Below are 19,771 nucleotides of genomic sequence, written 5' to 3' on the forward strand. Positions count from 1 at the left end.
CATCTTATTTGGAGATGTGAGCAATCAGGTCCAGTACTTTGTTAGAGTAGCCGGTTTCGTTGTCGTACCAGGAGACCAGTTTAACGAAGTTGTCGTTCAGTGCGATACCTGCTTTGGCATCGAACACGGAAGTGCAGATTTCGCCGTTGAAGTCGGTGGAAACAACGTCATCTTCGGTGTAACCCAGAACGCCTTTCATATCGCCTTCAGAAGCGGCTTTGATGGCTTTCTTGATCTCTTCGTAAGATGCTGCTTTTTCCAGACGTACGGTCAGGTCAACAACAGATACGTTCGGAGTCGGAACGCGGAACGCCATACCGGTCAGTTTGCCGTTCAGTTCTGGCAGTACTTTACCTACTGCTTTAGCAGCACCGGTAGAGGACGGGATGATGTTCTGGGATGCGCCACGGCCGCCGCGCCAGTCTTTGTGAGACGGGCCGTCAACGGTTTTCTGGGTAGCGGTAGTCGCGTGAACGGTAGTCATCAGGCCTTCGATGATGCCGAAGTTGTCGTTGATAACTTTCGCCAGCGGAGCCAGGCAGTTGGTGGTGCAGGATGCGTTAGAAACGATGTCCTGGCCTTCGTATTTGTCAAAGTTAGCGCCTTTAACAAACATCGGGGTGTTGTCTTTAGACGGACCGGTCAGAACTACTTTTTTCGCGCCAGCAGTGATGTGCTTACGAGCAGTTTCGTCGGTCAGGAAGATACCGGTAGCTTCAGCAACAACGTCAACGCCGATTTCGTCCCATTTCAGGTTAGCCGGGTCTTTTTCAGCGGTAACACGGATGGTTTTGCCGTTTACAACCAGATGGCCGTCTTTGACTTCAACGGTGCCGTTGAAACGACCGTGAGTTGAGTCATACTTCAGCATGTACGCCATGTAGTCTGCGTCTAACAGATCGTTGATGCCAACGATTTCGATGTCAGAACGTTCCTGAGCAGCACGGAAAACAATGCGACCGATACGGCCAAAACCGTTGATACCTACTTTGATAGTCATATATTCCACCAGCTATTTGTTAGTGAATAAAAGGTTGGCTGTAAAATTACAAAAACCTTACGCAGCGTCAAGCGGAATCGTGTCAATCATTGCGACAAATCAATCCTGTGCATAACCTTTGCGCGGCGATGTCGTCTCACTATTCCAATCAGCTACAACCCGTATGGGGTCGCCGGCGTGGATTTTAAAGGGCATGCAGGATAAAAACGTGAAATAGATCACAATTCCTCCGCTACATTTTCGCACCGCCTAAGTTTAGAACAAAAGTCAGGACGGCACTGTTAATGTTTTGTTAGAATCAGACAAAAGATGTAAATGACCCTATAGCGAGAAGCAAGCAAATGGCTAATCAATCCTCTCAGGATGACCTGAAAAAAAGCCTTACTGAAATGCAGTTTCATGTAACGCAAAATCACGGTACAGAGCCGCCTTTCAGCGGTAAGCTGTTGCATAATAAGCGCGAAGGCGTCTACCACTGCCTGGTATGCGATGCCGCGCTGTTTAACTCCCAGAGCAAATATGACTCCGGCTGCGGCTGGCCAAGCTTTTACGAGCCGGTCAGTGAAAATGCGATCCGTTATCTTAACGATTACTCACATGGCATGCAGCGCATTGAGATCCGCTGCGGCAATTGTGATGCCCATTTGGGTCATGTTTTCCCTGACGGTCCGCAACCGACCGGTGAGCGTTTTTGCGTCAATTCTGCCTCCCTGAGCTTTAATGACGAGGCCGACGGCGTGCAGATCAAAGGCTAAAGAATCGATTCAGCAAATTATTCCACGGGAGCGGGTGAACGATGGAAATTAATGAGCTTGTTGCCAGCATGACGCCGGAAGTTTATCAGCGCCTGGCGACGGCAGTTGAGACGGGAAAATGGCCCGATGGCGTGGCGCTGACCCCCGAGCAGAAAGAGAACAGCCTGCAGCTGGTGATGCTCTGGCAGGCACGCCACAATACCGATGCGCAGCATATGACTATCGATACCAACGGACAGATGGTCATGAAGAGCAAGCAGCAGCTGAAAGAGGAGTTTGGCATCGCGCCCAAACCGATCGCGACATTCAAGTAATGGGTTGGTAAACGCCCGGTGGCGCTTCGCTTACCGGGCCTACACAGCTCCGTGCCTTGCGTAGGCCGGGCAAACGCAGTGCCGCCCGGCGATATGGCCGCCTGTACGTACTAGGCGTGCGTCTCTACCCAATCTGCCAGCGTATAGAGCGTTGCCCCCTCTGATGCCATGTCCATAAACGCCTGGGCGCTGTCCTGTTTGCCAATGTTAACGCCCCGGCAGCCGTCGGTAATCAAGTTGACCTGATAGCCCAGCTGTAGCGCATCCAGCACGGTAAACTTCACGCAGTAGTCCGTAGCAAGGCCCAGCACGATAAGCTCGGTGATGCCGCGCATGCGCAGCCAGGCATCCAGGCCAGTCTTCTGCTTGTGGCCGTTGTCAAAAAAGGCGCTGTAGCTGTCGATAGTCCGGTTTTCACCCTTGTGAAAAACCTCGTCAATGGCTTTTTGCTGAAGCAGGGGATGCAGTTCTGCACCTTCGCTTCCCTGAACGCAGTGATCGGGCCAGAAGGTTTGCGGAAGCCCATCCAGCGTTCCCTGGGTATAGGGCTCTACACCGTGCTGGCTGGCAAAGCTACCGTGATCGGCTGGATGCCAGTCCTGGCTGGCCACTACCGCATCACCACGCGCTTTACACCACGCGATCAGCGCATTCGCTACGTCTACCACGCTGTCGCCCTCCGGGACAGCCAGCGCGCCACCGGCACAAAAATCATTCTGTATATCCACCAGCAAAAGTGCTCGTTGAGTCATACCAGGCTCCTTATTCGTCGGGGGTCAGCTCGCCGCGCAGGTTCTGGGTCATCGCCTGGCGAATGGCCCCGGCGTCCAGCTCCTGGCTCAGCAGCCAGTGTAGCTTAGTCAGCGTTGCTTCAACCGTCATATCCGCGCCGCCAATCACGCCGGCATGCGCCAGCGCGTTGCCGGTGGCATAGCCGCCCATGTTAACCTTGCCGGACATGCACTGGGTGAGATTGACAACCACAATACCGCGCGCGCTGGCTGCCTCCAGCTCCCGCAGAAACTCGCCGTTTTGCGGCGCATTACCCACGCCATAGGAGCGTAGGATCAGCGCCTTCACCGGCTGACGCAGGAAGTTGCGCACCACGTCGGCAGAGATGCCCGGATAGATCGTTACCACGCCGATTGGCTGCGGAGTGATGCGGTGAACAATCAGCTCGCCCTGGCAGCTCGGTGCACCGGGGTTGCCGAGGCGACGAATATGGATCCCCGCCTCCAGCAGCGGCTGTAGGTTAGGGGAGTCGAAAGCATTAAAGCCGTCCGCATGGGCTTTAGTGGTGCGATTGCCGCGGAACAGACGGTTGTTGAAGAACAGCGTCACCTCGTTGATCGGGTAGTTCGCCGCCACGTAAAGGGCGTTGAGCAGGTTAATCTGTCCGTCCGAGCGCAGTTCAGCGAGAGGGATTTGTGACCCTGTCACAATTACCGGCTTGCCGAGGTTCTCCAGCATGAACGATAGCGCCGAGGCGGTGAAGGCCATGGTATCCGTACCGTGCAGGATCACAAAGCCATCGTAGCGATCGTAGTTAGCCTTGATATCATCTGCGATATGCTGCCAGTCCTCAGGCGTCATATCCGACGAGTCCATCAGCGGATCGTACTCATGGATAGTAAAGTCCGGCATTTCCGGGCGATGGAACTCGGGCATCAGTGCCAGCTGGCGTTGCAGATGGCCAGAGACCGGAATGTAGCCCTGCTCCGAACGCTGCATACCAATGGTCCCGCCGGTGTAGGCGACGTAAATCGATTTTTTTTGCATGGTTATCTGTTCTGGTAACGCAAAGAAAATCCCCCCGTTGACGGGGGGAGGATAGTTAACGAATGTTGGCGCAGGTCAGGCAAAACGCGTAGCGGCTTTGCGGATCGTTAAACACTGCCAGCTTGTCGGTTTCCGCTTTCACCGTATCCGCCGCCGCGGCCAGCGGTGCCGGCAGGTAGGCCTGTAAGGCCTGCGGCAGCAGAGCGCGGATCTCACCGGAGAAACCGTCCATCATCCGGGCAAAGAAGGTTGGCTCATCCTGGTAGTACTCAATGTGCCACTGCTTCAGCTTCGCCAGCTCAGCGGCTTTCGCTACGGCATCGTCGAAGTCACCCAGGGCATCCACCAGGCCATTGTTTTTCGCATCTTCACCGGTCCAGACGTGACCCTGAGCAATCTTATCGACCTGCTCCGGCGTTGATTTACGCGCCTGGGCGACCAGGGAGATAAAGCGCTGATAACCGTTCTCGATGCTCAGCTGCATCAGCTGCTGCACCTGCGGCGGCAGGGCTTTAGTGACCGACACGTCTGCCAGCGGGGAGGTGGCTACGCCGTCGCTGTGTACGCCCAGCTCATTAAGGCTCTTCTCTACGGTATTGATGACGCCGAAGATACCGATGGAGCCGGTGAGCGTGCTGGGGTTAGCCACGATGTAGTTGGCCGGGGTAGAGATCCAGTACCCGCCCGATGCCGCCATTCCGCCCATGGAAACCACCACCGGTTTGCCCGCTGCTTTCGCTGCGGCCAGCTCGGCGCGGATCACCTCCGAGGCGCTGACGCTGCCGCCCGGGCTGTTAACCCGCAGCACGATGGCTTTCACTTTCGGATCGATACGTGCATCGCGGATCTGCGCGGCGGTGGTGTCACCCCCCACGTTGCCAGCCGTCTCTTCACCGTCCATGATCGCGCCGTTGGCAAAGATCACCGCCACGCTGCCGCCCATCTCGCTCGGTTTTTTCAGCGGATAGTCATACATGCTAATAGCGCGATAGTTTTTGTCCTCATCGCTCCAGCCAAACTGTTTAACCAGCACTTTTTCGGCGTCGGCGCTGCTGCCAAGCGTATCTACCAGCTTGTTGTCCAGCGCATATTTAGCCGTGTCGCCGCCTACTTTGCTTAAGCCATCCAGTACGCCCTGCGCGCCAGGGAAGACCTGCTGCGGAGTAATCTGGCGGTTAGCGGCGATCGTGCCCAGATAGTTTTGCCACAGCTCGCCAATCCAGCGGCTATCCGCTTCACGGGCGGCAGGGGACATATCGTCACGGATAAACGGCTCAACGGCGGACTTATAGGTTCCGACGCGGAAGACGTGGGTCGAGACCTTCAGCTTGTCGAGCAGCGATTTGTAGTAGAGACCGTTGGTGGCAAAGCCGTGCAGATCGACTACGCCCTGCGGCGAGAGCCACACCTTGTTGGCAAAGCTGGCAAGGTAGTATTGTCCCTGGCTGTAGTTATCTCCGACGGCGTAGACTGGCTTACCACTGTCACGGAACGCCTTTAGCGCCTTACCGATGTACTGCATCGAGGGTTGATCGGCCCCGGCAAAGTTTTTCAGATCGAGGACGATGCCGGTAATATTGCGATCGGCCTGTGCCTGACGAATGGTCTCGACGATATCAAACAGGGAGTTCTCCTGCAGGCGATCGGAGCTGGCGCCAAACAGCTGGCGACCTAGCGCGCTCAGCTTGCTGCTGCTGGAGGGCTTGTCCACCACCACGCCTGTGATATCAAGAAGTAATGCCCCTCGGGTGGTATGCTCGGCTGTGCCAGAGCTCAGCTGCATCCAGATGCCGACGCCTACCAGAATCAACAAGATGAAAAAAATGTTGAACACCAGTTCACGCACAAAATTGAGCGTTCGCCACGTCCATTTAAAGAATCCGGCAATAATACGCCAAAGGGTTCGCATGTCTTCTCCCTAACCTGATTAACAACCACCGCACCCCGTGCGGGAATGTGCGGTTATCCTAATTATCCGACGGCCTCTTGTCAGCAGGAATCACCGTCGGTGCTGTAACAAAGTTCCCGCCCATGTTAATTTTATGCCCAAATTTGATGACAGGAGTTAACTAATGGACGCACTTGAACTGCTCGTTAACCGTCGCAGCGCCTCCCGGCTGGCTGAACCCGCGCCAGCAGGGGAGATTCTGGAAAATATTCTGCGTGCCGGTATGCGTGCGCCAGACCACGGCACGTTGCAACCGTGGCGCTTTTTCATCGTCGAAGGAGAAGGGCGCGAGCGCTTTAGCCAGCTCCTGACCCGTGCGGCCACCGAGGCCGGGCAGGATGAGAAGGGTATTGATAAGGCTCGTAGCGCACCATTTCGCGCGCCGCTGATTATTGCGGTAGTTGCGCACTGTGAGGCGCATCCGAAGGTGCCGCGCTGGGAGCAGCTGCTCTCCGCAGGCTGCGCGGTAATGGCGATGCAGATGGCAGCGCAGGCGCAGGGCTTTAACGGCATCTGGCGCAGCGGGCCGCTGACCGACAGCCCGGTAGTGCGCGACGCGCTCGACTGCCGCGAGCAGGATCAGGTAGTCGGCTTCCTCTACCTCGGCACGCCGCAGTTGAAAGCCGCTACCACGGTGAGCATACCGGACACATCCCCTTTCGTCCGCTATTTCTAAGCGCTACCATAGCGCTATTAATGAGTCAGGAACCGTATTGACAGGAGATGTCCATGAGCCAGCAGGCTATTCGTTTAACTCAGTACAGCCACGGTGCAGGCTGCGGGTGCAAAATTTCACCGAAGGTGCTGGAGACCATTCTCCACAGCGAGCAGGCGAAATTTGTCGATCCCAACCTGCTGGTAGGTAATGAGACGCGAGATGACGCGGCGGTGTACGATCTCGGCAACGGGACCAGCGTCATCAGCACCACCGACTTCTTTATGCCGATCGTGGATAATCCCTTCGACTTTGGCCGCATCGCCGCCACTAACGCCATTAGCGATATCTATGCCATGGGCGGCAAACCGATCATGGCGATCGCTATTCTTGGCTGGCCGATCGCCACGCTACCGCCGGAGATCGCCCGGGAGGTGATTGAGGGCGGGCGCTTTGCCTGCCAGCAGGCGGGTATTGCGCTGGCGGGGGGCCACTCCATCGATGCGCCGGAGCCGATTTTCGGCCTGGCGGTGACGGGCGTCGTCCCTACCGCGCGAGTGAAGAAAAACAGTACTGCCGAGGCGGGGTGCAAGCTATTTCTGACCAAGCCACTGGGGATTGGTGTCCTGACCACCGCCGAGAAAAAATCGTTACTGCAACCAGAGCATCAGGGGCTGGCGCGGGACGTGATGTGCCAGATGAACATCGCTGGCGCAGCCTTCGCTAACATCCCAGGGGTGAAAGCCATGACCGACGTCACCGGCTTTGGCCTGCTCGGCCACCTGAGCGAGGTGTGCCAGGGGGCAGGAGCGCAGGCGCAGGTCCGCTACGAAGCCGTACCCAAGCTGCCTGGCGTGGAGGCATATATCGAACAGGGCGCGGTACCGGGCGGTACGCAGCGCAACTTTGCCAGCTATGGTCACCTAATGGGACCCATGCCGCAGGCGTGGCGGGATCTGCTCTGCGATCCGCAAACCTCGGGCGGTCTGCTGCTGGCAGTCTCGCCGGAGGCGGAGGACGAGGTGAAGGCCACCGCCGCCGAGTTTGATATCTCCCTCAGTGCCATCGGCGAGCTGGTAACGGCCCGAGCGGGTCGCCCAATGATTGAGATTGTTTAATGCGGTTGTTTATTGCCGAAAAACCCAGCCTGGGCCGCGCCATTGCCGACGTGCTGCCAAAGCCGCACCGTAAGGGGGACGGCTATATCGAGTGCGGAAACGGCCAGGTTGTGACCTGGTGCATTGGTCATCTGCTCGAGCAGGCGCAGCCGGATGTCTATGACAGCCGCTACGCCCGCTGGAACCTGGCGGATCTGCCCATCGTGCCGGAGAAGTGGCAGCTGCAGCCGCGCGCCTCGGTCACCAAGCAGATCAACGTGATTAAGCGTCTGCTTGGCGAGGCCAGCGAAATTATCCACGCCGGTGACCCGGATCGCGAGGGGCAGCTGCTGGTGGACGAGGTGCTCGACTATCTCCAGCTGCCGGCGGAGAAACGCCAGCGGGTCCAGCGCTGTTTGATTAACGATCTCAACCCGCAGGCGGTTGAGCGGGCGATCGGCCGTCTGCGCGCCAACAGCGAGTTCATTCCGCTCTGCGTTTCGGCGCTGGCCCGTGCAAGAGCCGACTGGCTCTACGGCATCAATATGACCCGCGCCTGGACGCTGCTGGGGCGCAACGCGGGCTACCAGGGCGTGCTCTCGGTGGGGCGCGTCCAGACGCCGGTGCTGGGGCTGGTGGTGCGCCGTGATGAAGAGATTGAGAACTTTGTCGCCAAAGATTTCTTTGAGGTGAAGGCGCACATCGTTACCCCGAAAGATGAGCGGTTTACCGCCACCTGGCAGCCGAGCGAAGCCTGTGAGCCGCACCAGGATGAAGAGGGGCGTCTGCTCAACCGGACGCTGGCCGAGCACGTGGTGAAACGGATCTCCGGCCAGCCGGCTCACGTTACCCGCTACAACGACAAGCAGGAGTCGGAACCCGCGCCGCTGCCGTTCTCGCTCTCTTCGTTACAGATCGAGGCGGCGAAGCGCTTCGGGCTGAGCGCACAGAACGTGCTGGATATCTGTCAGAAACTCTATGAGACCCATAAGCTGATCACCTATCCGCGCTCCGACAGCCGCTATCTGCCGGAGGAGCACTTTGCCGGACGCCATTCAGTTATGAAGGCCATTGGTGTGCATGCCCCGGATCTGCTGCCGCAGCCGGTTATCGACGCCGATCGACGTAACCGTTGCTGGGACGATAAAAAAGTCGATGCCCACCACGCCATCATTCCCACGGCGCGCAGCAGTACGGTAAACCTGCACGACAATGAAGCGAAGGTCTATAACCTGATTGCCCGCCAGTACCTGATGCAGTTCTGTCCGGATGCGATGTTTCGCAAGTGTGAGATTGAGCTGGATATCGCCAACGGCAAGTTCCTGGCGAAGGCACGCTTTCTGGCGCAGGCGGGCTGGCGAACGCTGCTTGGTAGCAAAGAGCGTGACGAAGAGAACGACGGCACGCCGCTGCCGGTCGTGGCGAAGGGCGACGAGCTGCTGTGTGAAAAGGGTGAGGTCGTTGAGCGCCAGACGCAGCCGCCGCGGCCCTTTACCGACGCCACGCTACTCTCGGCGATGACCGGGATCGCGCGCTTCGTGCAGGATAAGGATCTGAAGAAGATCCTGCGTGCTACCGACGGCCTGGGGACGGAAGCGACCCGCGCCGGGATTATCGAGCTGCTCTTTAAGCGCGGTTTCCTGCACAAGAAAGGGCGCAGCATTCTCTCTACCGATGCGGGACGGGCGTTGATCCACTCTCTGCCGGAGATGGCTGCAAGGCCGGATATGACCGCGCACTGGGAATCGGTCCTGACGCAGATCAGCGAGAAGCAGTGCCGCTATCAAGACTTTATGCAGCCGCTGGTGGGCACGCTCTATCAGCTGATCGATCAGGCGCGCAGCACGCCGGTTCGCCAGTTTAAAGGGATCGTTGCGCCGGGCGGCGCGAAGAAATCGTTTAAAAAGAAGAAGAGTTCTGCATGAAAAAGCCCGGTGGCGCTACGCTTACCGGGCCTACAATGGCTCGAACCGTAGGCCGGGTAAGGCGCAGCCGCCACCCGGCACAGCCGTAAAATTAAATTACCCCTTGCCCGATCATCGCATCGGCCACCTTTACAAACCCGGCAATGTTTGCCCCACGCACGTAGTGGGTCTGCTTGCCTTCGCCGCCGTACTCTACGCAGGCGTTGTGAATATCCAGCATGATATGGTGCAGGCGCGCGTCTACTTTCTCCGCCTTCCAGCCCAGGCGTGCCGCGTTCTGGGCCATCTCCAGACCAGAGGTAGCAACCCCGCCCGCGTTAGCCGCTTTACCCGGTGCAAAGAGCACGCCCGCCTCAAGGAACAGATCGGTGGCTTCGATGGTGGTGGGCATATTCGCGCCTTCCGCCACCGCCTTCACGCCGTTGGCGATAAGCTGGCGGGCTGCATCCTCGCCCAGCTCGTTCTGGGTGGCGCACGGCAGGGCAATATCCACCGGCACGGACCACGGCTGCTTGCCTTCCAGCCACACCAGGCCAAACTCGCGGGCATAATCGGCCAGACGGCCATCGCGGCTGGCTTTAATTTCGCACAGGCGCGCCAGCTTCTCTGCGGTAAAGCCCGCCTCATCCACCACGGTACCGCCGGAATCGGAGGCGGTGACAACCCGCGCGCCAAACTGCATCGCTTTTTCGATAGCATACTGCGCTACGTTGCCGGAGCCGGAGACCGCCACGCGCATCCCCTCAAAGCTCAAACCGTGACGCTTGAGCATCGCTTCGGTGAAGTAGACCAGGCCATAGCCGGTCGCCTCAGGGCGGATCAGGCTGCCGCCGAAAGAGAGTCCCTTGCCGGTAAAGACGCAGGCGCTGCTGTTGGAGAGCTTTTTCATCATCCCCGCCATAAAGCCCACCTCGCGGCCGCCGACGCCGATATCGCCCGCCGGGACATCGGTATCCGGTCCCAGATGACGGTACAGCTCGGTCATTAGCGCCTGGCAGAAACGCATCACCTCGCCTTCGCTTTTGCCCTTGGGATCGAAATCGCTGCCGCCTTTGCCACCGCCCATCGGTAGGGTGGTGAGAGCGTTTTTGAAGGTCTGCTCAAAGCCGAGGAACTTAAGGATCGACAGGTTTACTGAAGGGTGGAAACGCATACCGCCCTTGAACGGGCCGATGGCAGAGTTAAACTGCACGCGCCAGGCGCGATTGACCTGCACCTGATTCTTATCATCCAGCCAGACCACGCGAAACTGGATCACACGCTCCGGCTCTACCAGACGTTCCAGGAGTGACATCTGACGATAGCGCGGGTTTGCTTCAAGGAACGGCCAGAGGGTGGTCATCACCTCGCGAACGGCCTGCGCAAACTCGCTCTGATGCGGGTCGCGCTGTTGGACATGCGTGAGAAAAGATTCCAGAGAGCGTGCCTGATCCATAGAGATAAGTTCCTCTTATAATAAATTATGTTTGTTGTATATGCGTTTTAGCGTCGTTTTCGACTATACCACTCGTACCGCTTTGCCAGGCAAGCGAAAAATTAACCAGCGAAGGGAAATTTATAAACCGGCTCGGGTCATAACTAAAAACGATGGGCAGATAAACTAAAGGAACCGGTGCGGTTTACCGTTATAGTGATTATCAGGATCAAAAAGGAAAAGACGTCGATGAACCGTTACGTGATTGTACTGCTGGGACTGTTATCTGCCGGGGCGCAGGCGGACCGTATCCGCCCGGACGTGGAGGTAAACGTCCCGCCGGAGGTCTTTAGCTCGGGCGGACAGCGTTCGCAGCCCTGCAACCTGTGCTGTATTTATCAGGATCAGAACTATTCGGAAGGGGCAGTAATCAAGGCGGAAGGCGTGTTGCTGCAGTGCCAGCGCGACGAGCGTACGCTCAGCACCAATCCGCTGGTGTGGCGGCGGGTACGGGAATAAATGTGTTTTCTACATGTGACAAGCTCCGTAGGCCGGGTAAGGCGTAGCCGCCACCCGGCATTAACGCTATCTAAATCAGATTGTAAAGCTGGCCCATACCGGCGCATGGTCGGAGGGCTTCTCCATGCTGCGAATATCGTAATCGATGCCTGTCTCCTTGCAGCGGCTCGCCAGCGACTGGCTGGCCAGCAGCAGATCGATACGCAGCCCGCGGTTGTCATCAAACCCTTTTGAGCGGTAGTCAAACCAGGAGTAGCGATCCTGGGTTTCCGGGTTGGCGTGGCGGAAGGTATCCACCAGCCCCCACTCCAGCAGGCGGCCCAGCCACTCGCGCTCTTCCGGCAGGAACGAGCATTTGCCGCCGCGCAGCCAGCGCTTACGGCTCTCTTCCCCAATGCCGATATCGAGATCCGTGGGGCTGATATTCATATCACCCATGATCAGCACCGGGCTATCCTTCTGCAGCTCGTTATCCAGATAGCTTTGCAGATCGGCATAAAACTTCTCTTTGGCCGGGAATTTTGTCGGATGGTCGCGGCTTTCGCCCTGTGGGAAGTAGCCGTTGATCACCGTGATATTGCCGAGTGCAGAAGGGATCTCCGCCATGATAATCCGGCGCTGTGCCTCGCCGTCGTCACCGGGAAAGCCCCGGCGCACCGACACCGGCGTCTCTTTAGTAAGTAGCGCCACGCCGTAATGTCCTTTCTGGCCGTGATAAAAGACGTTATAGCCCAGCTTCGCCACCTCTTCGAGCGGGAACATATCGTCGTGAACCTTTGTCTCCTGCAGGCCAATCACGTCCGGCTGGTGTTTCTCTACAATCGCCGCCAGCTGATGGGGGCGCGCGCGCAGCCCGTTGATATTAAAAGAAACAAATTTCATATTTTCTGCCACATAGCCAATTGATAAGCCCAGATGTTAACAGAAAAAACGCAGCGTATCCGCCCTGGATTGCGAATACGCATTGCGCCCTGAAAAAGAGCACGCCGCACCGCAATGGGGCGAGAAACGGCGGTAAGTTTCGCTTGCGATCACACTTCCAGAATTAAATTTTATTCCTGCATAAATCTTCTGCTCTCAGGCATCGCCATCGGCGTTCTTTCTAACATTATTCACTTTTTATGCAATTTATATGAATAGCGCTCTGCTGTAACTCATTGATATGTCGTTGCCGCTTCGACGTTATGCATTTTTATCGCTGGCTGGCACGATGTGTGCAATCTACATTCACAGGGCCAATGCTCACAATAATTAACATATTAACAACTTTTTATTTACCTGATGAGGTTGCTATGTCTCTGTCAGTAACGCGTGAGAGTTTCGATGAGTGGATGCTGCCGGTGTATGCGCCTGCGCCTTTTATTCCGGTTCGTGGTGAGGGCTCCCGCCTGTGGGATCAGCAGGGGAAAGAGTATATCGACTTTGCTGGCGGGATCGCCGTTAATGCCCTGGGCCATGCCCATCCGGGACTTTGCCGCGCCCTGAGCGAACAGGCGAGTAAGTTCTGGCATACCGGCAATGGCTACACTAACGAGCCAGCGCTACGGCTGGCAAAACGGCTTATTGATGCCACCTTTGCCGACCGGATCTTTTTCTGTAACTCCGGCGCTGAGGCTAACGAGGCGGCGCTGAAGCTGGCGCGTAAATATGCCCACGATCGCTATGGCACGCAGAAGAGCGGCATCGTCGCCTTTAAAAATGCTTTCCATGGTCGGACGCTGTTTACCGTCAGCGCCGGAGGCCAGCCCGCCTACTCGCAAGATTTTGCCCCGCTGCCGCCGGATATCCATCATGCGGTGTTTAACGATATCGCCTCTGTCCAGGCGTTGATGACCGATGATACCTGCGCGGTGATTGTTGAACCCATTCAGGGCGAAGGCGGTGTAGTGCCTGCGAAACCAGAATTTTTACAGGCGTTGCGTGAACTTTGCGATCGCCATAACGCGCTGCTGATCTTTGATGAAGTCCAAACTGGTGTAGGGCGTACCGGCGAGCTCTATGCCTATATGCACTACGGCGTCACGCCTGACGTACTGACCACCGCTAAAGCGCTGGGAGGCGGTTTTCCGATTGGGGCGATGCTGACGCGAGAAGCGTTCGCCAGCGTAATGACCGTCGGCACGCACGGGACAACCTACGGCGGTAACCCGCTGGCCGCCGCCGTAGCGGGTGAGCTGCTGGATAACGTCAACAATCGCGCCTTCCTTGACGGCGTCAAGCAGCGCCAGCAGACGTTTGTTGAACAATTGCAGGCCATTAACGCCCGTTCAGACCTGTTCAAAGAGATCAGAGGCATCGGCCTGCTGATTGGCTGTGAACTGAACTCCGCCTGGGCCGGGAAAGCGAAACAGATCGCCCAGCTGGCCGCTGAGGAGGGCGCGATGGTGCTGATCGCCGGAGGTAACGTGGTGCGCTTCGCCCCGGCGCTAAATATCAGCGAGGAGGAGATCCGCACCGGCATGACACGCTTCTCCCGTGCCTGCGAACGATTTCTTGCGGGGTACGCAACATGATGGTGATCCGTCCAATTGAGCATAGCGATCTGCCCGCCCTGATGCAGCTGGCGGGCAAAACAGGGGGTGGGCTAACCTCGCTGCCCGCCGATGAGGCCACGCTTGCGGCGCGTATCACCCGAGCGCGACAGACCTGGCAGGGCGAGCTGCCGAAGAGCGAGCAGGGTTATCTGTTTGTGCTTGAAGATACCGACAGCGGCACGGTGGCCGGGGTCTGCGCTATTGAGGTTGCTGTTGGGCTGAACGATCCCTGGTACAACTACCGGGTGGGCACCCTGGTGCATGCCTCGAAAGAGCTTAACGTCTACAACGCCCTGCCCACGCTGTTTTTAAGCAACGACCACACCGGCAGCAGCGAGCTGTGCACTCTGTTTCTCGATCCCGACTGGCGCAAGGCGGGCAACGGCTACCTGCTCTCTAAATCACGATTTATGTTTATGGCCGCGTTTCGCGATCGCTTCAACGAAAAGGTGGTGGCGGAGATGCGCGGCGTGATTAGTGAGGATGGCTACTCGCCGTTTTGGGACAGCCTGGGAAAAACCTTCTTCTCTATGTCCTTCAGCCGCGCCGATCGCCTGTGCGGCATCGGGCAGAAGGCCTTTATCGCCGAGCTGATGCCCAAGCACCCTATCTACACCCAGTTCCTGACGGCAGAGGCGCAGGCGGTGATTGGCGAAGTGCATCCACAAACCGCTCCAGCGCGGGCGGTGCTGGAGAAAGAGGGATTCCGCTACCGCAACTATATCGACATTTTCGACGGCGGGCCGACGCTTGAGTGTGATATTGACCGAGTGCGCGCCATCCGTAAAAGCCGGCTGGTAGAGGTTGCCGAAGGACAGTCTGCGCCGGGCGAGTGGCCGCTCTGCATGGTGGCTAATGAGCAGTACCAGCAGTTTCGCGTCATGCTGGTAGCCGCTAACCCCGATACCGAACGGCTGGTGCTGAGCGCCGCCCAGATAGATGTTCTCAAATGTCAGCCGGGCGACAAGGTTCGCCTGGTGCGGCTCTGTGCCGAGGAGAAAACTGCATGAGCTTATGGATCAACGGTGATTGGGTGACCGGTCAGGGCATTCGGCGTGAAAAACGCGATCCGGTGAAGGGCGATCTGCTCTGGCAGGGAGAGGATGCGGATGCAGAGCAGGTTGCCGAGGCATGCCGGGCCGCCCGCGCCGCGTTTCCCGGCTGGGCGTCGCAGCCATTTGCTACCCGTCAGGCCATTGTGGAAAAATTCGCTGCGCTGCTGGAAACGAACAGAGGTGCACTGACTGAGATTATCGCCCGGGAGACGGGCAAGCCACGCTGGGAAGCGGCGACCGAAGTCGGGGCCATGATTAACAAGGCCGCCATCTCGGTGAAGGCCTGGCATGTACGAACCGGCGAGCAGCAGACGGCGATGGCGGATGGGGCGGCAACCCTGCGTCATCGTCCTCACGGCGTGCTGGCGGTCTTCGGTCCCTATAACTTCCCGGGACATCTTCCCAACGGCCATATCATTCCGGCTCTGCTGGCGGGCAATACGCTGGTGTTTAAGCCCAGCGAGCTGACGCCGCACAGCGGCGAGGCGGTGGTGAAGCTCTGGGAGCAGGCGGGCCTTCCTGCCGGCGTGCTTAACCTCGTGCAGGGCGGACGCGAAACCGGCCAGACCCTCAGCGGCCTGGCGGATCTTGATGGCCTGCTCTTTACCGGCAGCGCCAGCACTGGCTACCAGCTGCATCGCCAGCTTGCCGGGCAGCCGGAGAAGATCCTCGCCCTTGAGATGGGGGGAAACAATCCGCTGATCGTCGATGACGTAGCGGATCGCGACGCCGCCGTGCATCTGACTATTCAGTCAGCGTTTATTACCGCAGGTCAGCGCTGCACCTGCGCCCGTCGACTGCTGGTGAAGCGCGGCGCGGAGGGCGACGCCTTTCTTGCCAGGCTGGTGGAGGTGGCTGGCCGCATCCAGCCCGGCAGCTGGGACGCCGAGCCGCAGCCGTTTACTGGCGGGCTGATCTCTGAGCAGGCGGCAGAGCAGGTCTATCAGGCGTGGCAGGCCCACGAGGCGCGCGGCGGCAGAACCCTGCTGGCACCGAAGCGCATTAAGGCCGGAACCTCGCTGCTCAGTCCGGGGATTATCGATCTTACCGGGGTGGCAGATGTGCCGGATGAAGAGGTATTCGGCCCGCTGCTAGGGGTCTGGCGCTACGACAGCTGGGAAGAGGCGATTACGCTGGCAAATGCCACCCGCTACGGGCTGGCCTGCGGCCTGGTCTCGGCGGAGCGCGAGAAGTTTGACGCCCTGCTGCTGGCGGCGCGGGCCGGGATCGTTAACTGGAACAAGCCTTTGACCGGCGCGGCGAGCACCGCCCCCTTTGGCGGCATCGGAGCCTCGGGCAATCATCGTCCCAGCGCCTGGTACGCCGCCGACTACTGCGCGTGGCCAATGGCGAGCCTTGAGTCAGCTGATTTGACCCTGCCGGAGACGCTCAGCCCGGGGCTGCATTTTTCAGCGGAGGAGGGAGCATGAAGGCGCACGAGGTAAACTTTGACGGCCTGGTGGGGCTGACCCACCACTATGCCGGACTCTCTTTTGGTAACGAGGCATCGACAAAGCACCGTAATCAGGTTTCTAACCCGAAGCTGGCAGCGAAGCAGGGCCTGCTGAAGATGAAGGCGCTAAGCGACGCGGGCTTTCCTCAGGCGGTGATCCCACCCCAGGAGCGACCCAACGTTGCGGTGCTACGCCAGCTAGGGTTTAGCGGCAGCGATGAGCAGGTGGTTGCCAAAGCGGCAGCGCAGACGCCGGAGCTGCTCTCCGCAGCCAGTTCAGCCTCATCCATGTGGGTCGCCAACGCGGCCACGGTCTGCCCCTCCGCCGATGCGCTGGACGGCAGGGTGCATCTCACCGTCGCTAACCTCAACAACAAGTTCCACCGTTCTAGCGAAGCGCCGACCACCGAGGCGCTGCTGCAGGCTATTTTCCGCGATGAGGGCCGCTTCGCCGTACATCCGGCGCTGCCGCAGGTGGCGCGCTTTGGCGACGAGGGGGCAGCAAACCATAACCGTCTCGGTGGCGAGTATGGGGAGCCGGGCCTTCAACTCTTTATCTACGGGCGCGAGGAGCACGGTCACGCCGCACCCGAGCGCTATCCTGCCCGTCAGACCCTGGAGGCGAGCCAGGCGGTGGTGCGGTTAAATCAGGTTCATCCGGATCGGGTGATGTTCGCCCAGCAGAACCCGACGGTTATTGACGAAGGGGTGTTTCACAACGATGTGATAGCGGTAAGCAACCGTCAGCTGCTGTTCTGCCACGAACGGGCTTTTGTTAAGCAGTGCGGGCTGCTGAGCCATCTGGCGGAGCGGGTGCCGGGCTTTCAGGCCATTCAGGTGCCGGAGGAGGCGGTATCGGTGAAGGATGCCGTAGCAACCTATCTGTTTAACAGCCAGCTACTGAGCCGGGAGGATGGCTCAATGGTGCTGGTGGTGCCTCAGGAGTCGCAGGAGCATGCAGGCGTCTGGCACTACCTCAACGGCCTGCTGGCAGAAGATAATCCGATCCGCGAGCTGAAGGTGTTCGATCTACGTGAGAGCATGGCTAACGGCGGCGGTCCGGCCTGCCTGCGTCTGCGCGTTGTGCTGACGCAGGAGGAGCGGCAGGCGGTTAACCCGGCGGTGATGATGTCGGACGCACTCTTTAACCAACTTAATGGATGGGTAGATCGCTACTACCGCGATCGTTTGACTCAGGCCGATCTCGCCGACCCGCAACTGCTGCGCGAGGGAAGGGAGGCGCTGGACCAGCTGTCACAGCTGCTGGATCTTGGCTCGGTTTACCCTTTCCAGCGTTAACGGAGACGCTATGCACGATTTTCTCGCTTTAACGCTGGCCGGAAGCCATCCTGATATAAACAAAGGTGACAATGTCACTTTTAGCTGGCGTTGGCACGGAGAGGGGCTACTGGAGTTAACCCCGCATCAACCTGTGGATCGCGCCCTGGTTCTATCGGCAGGGATCCACGGGAACGAGACCGCCCCGGTAGAGATTGTTGATAGCCTGCTGGCCGCGCTGTTTGCTGGTTCCCTGACGCTGCGCTGGCGCATGCTGGTGGTGCTGGGCAACCCCGAGGCGCTGCGCACTAACTGCCGTTATGTAGTCAACGATCTTAATCGCCTGTTTGGCGGGCGCTGGCAAGGACACCCCGCCAGTCTGGAGACCGAGCGGGCAGCGCAGCTCGAGCATGCCCTGAACCACTTCTTTGCTGATGGTGCGTCTGAAACGCGCTGGCATCTCGATCTGCATACTGCGATACGCGGCTCGCACCACCTGCGCTTCGGTGTTTTACCCTCCCGGGCAACGCCGTGGAATGAATCATTCCTGCAATGGTTAGGAGACGCAGGGCTGGAGGCGCTGGTCTTTCACCAGTCGCCGGGGGGCACCTTTACCCATTTCAGCTGCGAGCGTTTTAACGCCCTGGCCTGCACCCTGGAGTTGGGGAAAGCACTTCCCTTTGGGGAGAACGATCTTAGTCAATTCGCCGTGACCCGAAATGCGCTGGCGGCCCTGCTAAGCGATACCTCCTGGACGAGCCAGCATGAGCCGGTGCTGCGCTACCGTGTTACGCAGCAGATTACGCGTCATGGGGAGAATTTCCGGCTCTGTATGTCCGCCCAGACGCTTAACTTCACTGCATTCAGCGCCGGTACGCTGCTGGCAGAGGAGGGCGAAACGCGCTACGTGGTTCAACACGAGACGGAGTATGTATTATTTCCCAACCCAAACGTCGCGCCCGGCCTGCGAGCGGGTTTAATGCTGGAGCGGATTAAATAGAAGCGTGCCTTAAGAATTATTGCAGACTATTCTTACCAAACTGCTTTATTAATAATCGATGGAGGAGTATGCTCCTCCATATTACCTTCAAAATCATCAGGTTGAATATTTTCGCTACATCTCTCCATCTTTTTTCCATATTGTCTTCACAATTGCCTGGAAACTGTTTTTTATACTTTCACTGTTTTACCGTTGCACTGATTAATTGACGAAAAAGGTCGTAAAGTTAATCTCGTCAACACGGCAACGTGCCGTAAGTAAGAATAACTGAAAGAAGGATGAAGACTATGCGTAAATTGACCGCTCTGTTTGTTGCCTCTACCCTGGCGTTCGGCGCTGCTAACCTGGCTCACGCTGCTGAAACCACTACCGCACCGGATAACGGCGCAGCGATGCACCATAAAGGCAAAATGGGCCCACATCACGATATGATGTTCAAAGACCTCAACCTGACCGACGCGCAGAAACAGCAGATCCGTGAGATCATGAAGAGCCAGCGTGACCAGATGAAACGTCCGTCTCTGGATGAGCGCCGCGCTGCCCATAGCATCATCGCCAGCGACACCTTCGATAAGGCGAAAGCCGAAGCGCAGATCGACAAAATGGCCGAGCAGAACAAAGCCCGTATGCTGGCGCACATGGAAACCCAGAACAAAATCTATAACATCCTGACGCCGGAGCAGAAAAAGCAGTTTAATGCCAATTTTGAGAAGCGTCTGACAGAACGTAAAGCGCCAGAAGGTAAAATGCCTGCACCTGCTGAGTAGATCAGCACACCTTCTTAAGACCGCCGGTCTTGTCCACAGCTCCCATCGGGCAGTGGGCAGGCCCGGCGGTTTTTTTTTGCATTAAATAACCCAATGTGAATATTCTCTTAACTTATAAGGGAAATCATTATCCCGATAAAGCGGTTCATTATTTCCCCTCAAGTAAATCTACGCGCTAAGCCAAATTGCCATTTTATATGTCACTGTTTTTGATACAGTGCGGTGCAAAATAAGAACGTATTGCTTTGGACTTTTTTGATTAGAATTTTATAACTTCT

Annotated in this window: 18 protein-coding genes; 12 read left to right on the forward strand and 6 right to left on the reverse strand. The window is 57.8% G+C overall.

What is annotated here, in order from left to right; translation table 11 throughout:
* Nucleotides 1-4: 4 nt before the first annotated feature.
* Complete coding sequence (gapA, locus tag RTM13_RS05885) at nt 5-1,000, reverse strand: glyceraldehyde-3-phosphate dehydrogenase (protein ID WP_042392940.1); 996 nt, start codon at nt 998-1,000, stop codon at nt 5-7.
* A gap of 341 nt (nt 1,001-1,341) precedes the next feature.
* Between gapA and msrB the strand changes: the two genes are divergently transcribed.
* The gene (gene msrB / locus RTM13_RS05890) at nt 1,342-1,755 is read left to right on the forward strand and encodes a peptide-methionine (R)-S-oxide reductase MsrB (RefSeq protein WP_312210901.1); all 414 of its coding nucleotides are present in this window, start codon (nt 1,342-1,344) and stop codon (nt 1,753-1,755) included.
* 41 nt (nt 1,756-1,796) lie between these two features.
* Nucleotides 1,797-2,069: a YeaC family protein gene (locus RTM13_RS05895; RefSeq protein WP_268108285.1), complete on the forward strand. Its 273-nt coding sequence runs from the start codon at nt 1,797-1,799 to the stop codon at nt 2,067-2,069.
* A 110-nt stretch (nt 2,070-2,179) separates the two neighbouring features.
* Here RTM13_RS05895 and pncA read toward each other — a convergent pair whose 3' ends face one another.
* The 3 genes from pncA to sppA are packed head-to-tail and all read right to left on the reverse strand — an operon-like array spanning nt 2,180 to nt 5,757.
* Complete coding sequence (gene pncA / locus RTM13_RS05900; protein ID WP_312210904.1) at nt 2,180-2,821, reverse strand: bifunctional nicotinamidase/pyrazinamidase; 642 nt, start codon at nt 2,819-2,821, stop codon at nt 2,180-2,182.
* A gap of 10 nt (nt 2,822-2,831) precedes the next feature.
* Nucleotides 2,832-3,848: an asparaginase gene (gene ansA, locus RTM13_RS05905; protein WP_312210906.1), complete on the reverse strand. Its 1,017-nt coding sequence runs from the start codon at nt 3,846-3,848 to the stop codon at nt 2,832-2,834.
* A 55-nt stretch (nt 3,849-3,903) separates the two neighbouring features.
* On the reverse strand, nt 3,904-5,757 hold the full coding sequence (gene sppA / locus RTM13_RS05910; RefSeq protein ID WP_312210908.1) for a signal peptide peptidase SppA: 1,854 nt from the start codon (nt 5,755-5,757) through the stop codon (nt 3,904-3,906).
* 163 nt (nt 5,758-5,920) lie between these two features.
* On the opposite strand from sppA, the gene RTM13_RS05915 reads away from it, so the two are divergent.
* Genes RTM13_RS05915 through RTM13_RS05925 form a run of 3 tightly spaced genes read left to right on the forward strand, consistent with a single transcriptional unit; the run spans nt 5,921 to nt 9,473 of the window.
* Nucleotides 5,921-6,472, forward strand: coding sequence for an NAD(P)H nitroreductase (locus tag RTM13_RS05915; RefSeq protein WP_312210910.1), 552 nt, complete (start codon nt 5,921-5,923; stop codon nt 6,470-6,472).
* A gap of 53 nt (nt 6,473-6,525) precedes the next feature.
* Entirely contained in the window at nt 6,526-7,569 is a 1,044-nt protein-coding gene (gene selD, locus RTM13_RS05920; protein ID WP_312210912.1) for a selenide, water dikinase SelD, read from the forward strand.
* On the forward strand, nt 7,569-9,473 hold the full coding sequence (locus RTM13_RS05925; RefSeq protein WP_312210913.1) for a DNA topoisomerase III: 1,905 nt from the start codon (nt 7,569-7,571) through the stop codon (nt 9,471-9,473). Before selD ends, RTM13_RS05925 begins: the two co-directional genes overlap by 1 nt.
* 91 nt (nt 9,474-9,564) lie before the next feature.
* Here the strand turns inward: RTM13_RS05925 and gdhA are convergent, their stop codons facing one another.
* Nucleotides 9,565-10,908 (reverse strand): NADP-specific glutamate dehydrogenase, encoded by a 1,344-nt coding sequence (gene gdhA, locus RTM13_RS05930; RefSeq protein WP_312210914.1) that lies wholly within the window; start codon nt 10,906-10,908, stop codon nt 9,565-9,567.
* 228 nt (nt 10,909-11,136) lie between these two features.
* Here gdhA and RTM13_RS05935 point away from each other — a divergent pair, with 228 nt between their 5' ends.
* The gene (locus RTM13_RS05935) at nt 11,137-11,406 is read left to right on the forward strand and encodes a DUF1496 domain-containing protein (RefSeq protein ID WP_312210915.1); all 270 of its coding nucleotides are present in this window, start codon (nt 11,137-11,139) and stop codon (nt 11,404-11,406) included.
* 75 nt (nt 11,407-11,481) lie between these two features.
* On the opposite strand, the gene xthA is transcribed toward RTM13_RS05935, so the two are convergent.
* Nucleotides 11,482-12,288, reverse strand: a complete 807-nt coding sequence (xthA, locus tag RTM13_RS05940; protein ID WP_312210916.1) for an exodeoxyribonuclease III — start codon at nt 12,286-12,288, stop codon at nt 11,482-11,484.
* A 410-nt stretch (nt 12,289-12,698) separates the two neighbouring features.
* Between xthA and RTM13_RS05945 the strand changes: the two genes are divergently transcribed.
* From RTM13_RS05945 to spy, 6 genes are all read left to right on the forward strand, one after another.
* Nucleotides 12,699-13,919, forward strand: coding sequence for an aspartate aminotransferase family protein (locus RTM13_RS05945; RefSeq protein ID WP_312210917.1), 1,221 nt, complete (start codon nt 12,699-12,701; stop codon nt 13,917-13,919).
* Entirely contained in the window at nt 13,916-14,950 is a 1,035-nt protein-coding gene (astA, locus tag RTM13_RS05950; protein ID WP_312210918.1) for an arginine N-succinyltransferase, read from the forward strand. Before RTM13_RS05945 ends, astA begins: the two co-directional genes overlap by 4 nt.
* Nucleotides 14,947-16,425 carry a succinylglutamate-semialdehyde dehydrogenase gene (gene astD / locus RTM13_RS05955; protein WP_312210920.1) on the forward strand — a complete coding sequence of 493 codons (1,479 nt, stop codon included), beginning with the start codon at nt 14,947-14,949 and terminating at the stop codon, nt 16,423-16,425. The genes astA and astD overlap by 4 nt, the downstream gene beginning before the upstream one ends.
* Nucleotides 16,422-17,747: an N-succinylarginine dihydrolase gene (astB, locus tag RTM13_RS05960; RefSeq protein WP_312210921.1), complete on the forward strand. Its 1,326-nt coding sequence runs from the start codon at nt 16,422-16,424 to the stop codon at nt 17,745-17,747. Before astD ends, astB begins: the two co-directional genes overlap by 4 nt.
* 10 nt (nt 17,748-17,757) lie before the next feature.
* Entirely contained in the window at nt 17,758-18,726 is a 969-nt protein-coding gene (gene astE, locus RTM13_RS05965) for a succinylglutamate desuccinylase (RefSeq protein WP_312210923.1), read from the forward strand.
* A 287-nt stretch (nt 18,727-19,013) separates the two neighbouring features.
* Nucleotides 19,014-19,493 (forward strand): ATP-independent periplasmic protein-refolding chaperone Spy, encoded by a 480-nt coding sequence (gene spy, locus RTM13_RS05970; protein ID WP_312210925.1) that lies wholly within the window; start codon nt 19,014-19,016, stop codon nt 19,491-19,493.
* The last annotated feature ends 278 nt before the right edge of the window (nt 19,494-19,771 follow it).

Origin of the sequence: Pseudescherichia sp., assembly GCF_031979925.1 — a bacterium.
Lineage (GTDB): Bacteria > Pseudomonadota > Gammaproteobacteria > Enterobacterales > Enterobacteriaceae > Pseudescherichia.

Bases quoted from the DNA above. Each gene is read 5' to 3' on its own strand.
- gdhA (WP_312210914.1), bottom strand. From the start codon at position 10,908: ATGGATCAGGCACGCTCTCTGGAATCTTTTCTCACGCATGTCCAACAG.
- RTM13_RS05895 (WP_268108285.1), top strand. From the start codon at position 1,797: ATGGAAATTAATGAGCTTGTTGCCAGCATGACGCCGGAAGTTTATCAG.
- astA (WP_312210918.1), top strand. From the start codon at position 13,916: ATGATGGTGATCCGTCCAATTGAGCATAGCGATCTGCCCGCCCTGATG.
- RTM13_RS05945 (WP_312210917.1), top strand. From the start codon at position 12,699: ATGTCTCTGTCAGTAACGCGTGAGAGTTTCGATGAGTGGATGCTGCCG.
- astB (WP_312210921.1), top strand. From the start codon at position 16,422: ATGAAGGCGCACGAGGTAAACTTTGACGGCCTGGTGGGGCTGACCCAC.
- selD (WP_312210912.1), top strand. From the start codon at position 6,526: ATGAGCCAGCAGGCTATTCGTTTAACTCAGTACAGCCACGGTGCAGGC.
- msrB (WP_312210901.1), top strand. From the start codon at position 1,342: ATGGCTAATCAATCCTCTCAGGATGACCTGAAAAAAAGCCTTACTGAA.
- pncA (WP_312210904.1), bottom strand. From the start codon at position 2,821: ATGACTCAACGAGCACTTTTGCTGGTGGATATACAGAATGATTTTTGT.
- spy (WP_312210925.1), top strand. From the start codon at position 19,014: ATGCGTAAATTGACCGCTCTGTTTGTTGCCTCTACCCTGGCGTTCGGC.
- astD (WP_312210920.1), top strand. From the start codon at position 14,947: ATGAGCTTATGGATCAACGGTGATTGGGTGACCGGTCAGGGCATTCGG.
- RTM13_RS05935 (WP_312210915.1), top strand. From the start codon at position 11,137: ATGAACCGTTACGTGATTGTACTGCTGGGACTGTTATCTGCCGGGGCG.
- RTM13_RS05925 (WP_312210913.1), top strand. From the start codon at position 7,569: ATGCGGTTGTTTATTGCCGAAAAACCCAGCCTGGGCCGCGCCATTGCC.
- astE (WP_312210923.1), top strand. From the start codon at position 17,758: ATGCACGATTTTCTCGCTTTAACGCTGGCCGGAAGCCATCCTGATATA.
- RTM13_RS05915 (WP_312210910.1), top strand. From the start codon at position 5,921: ATGGACGCACTTGAACTGCTCGTTAACCGTCGCAGCGCCTCCCGGCTG.
- xthA (WP_312210916.1), bottom strand. From the start codon at position 12,288: ATGAAATTTGTTTCTTTTAATATCAACGGGCTGCGCGCGCGCCCCCAT.
- gapA (WP_042392940.1), bottom strand. From the start codon at position 1,000: ATGACTATCAAAGTAGGTATCAACGGTTTTGGCCGTATCGGTCGCATT.
- sppA (WP_312210908.1), bottom strand. From the start codon at position 5,757: ATGCGAACCCTTTGGCGTATTATTGCCGGATTCTTTAAATGGACGTGG.
- ansA (WP_312210906.1), bottom strand. From the start codon at position 3,848: ATGCAAAAAAAATCGATTTACGTCGCCTACACCGGCGGGACCATTGGT.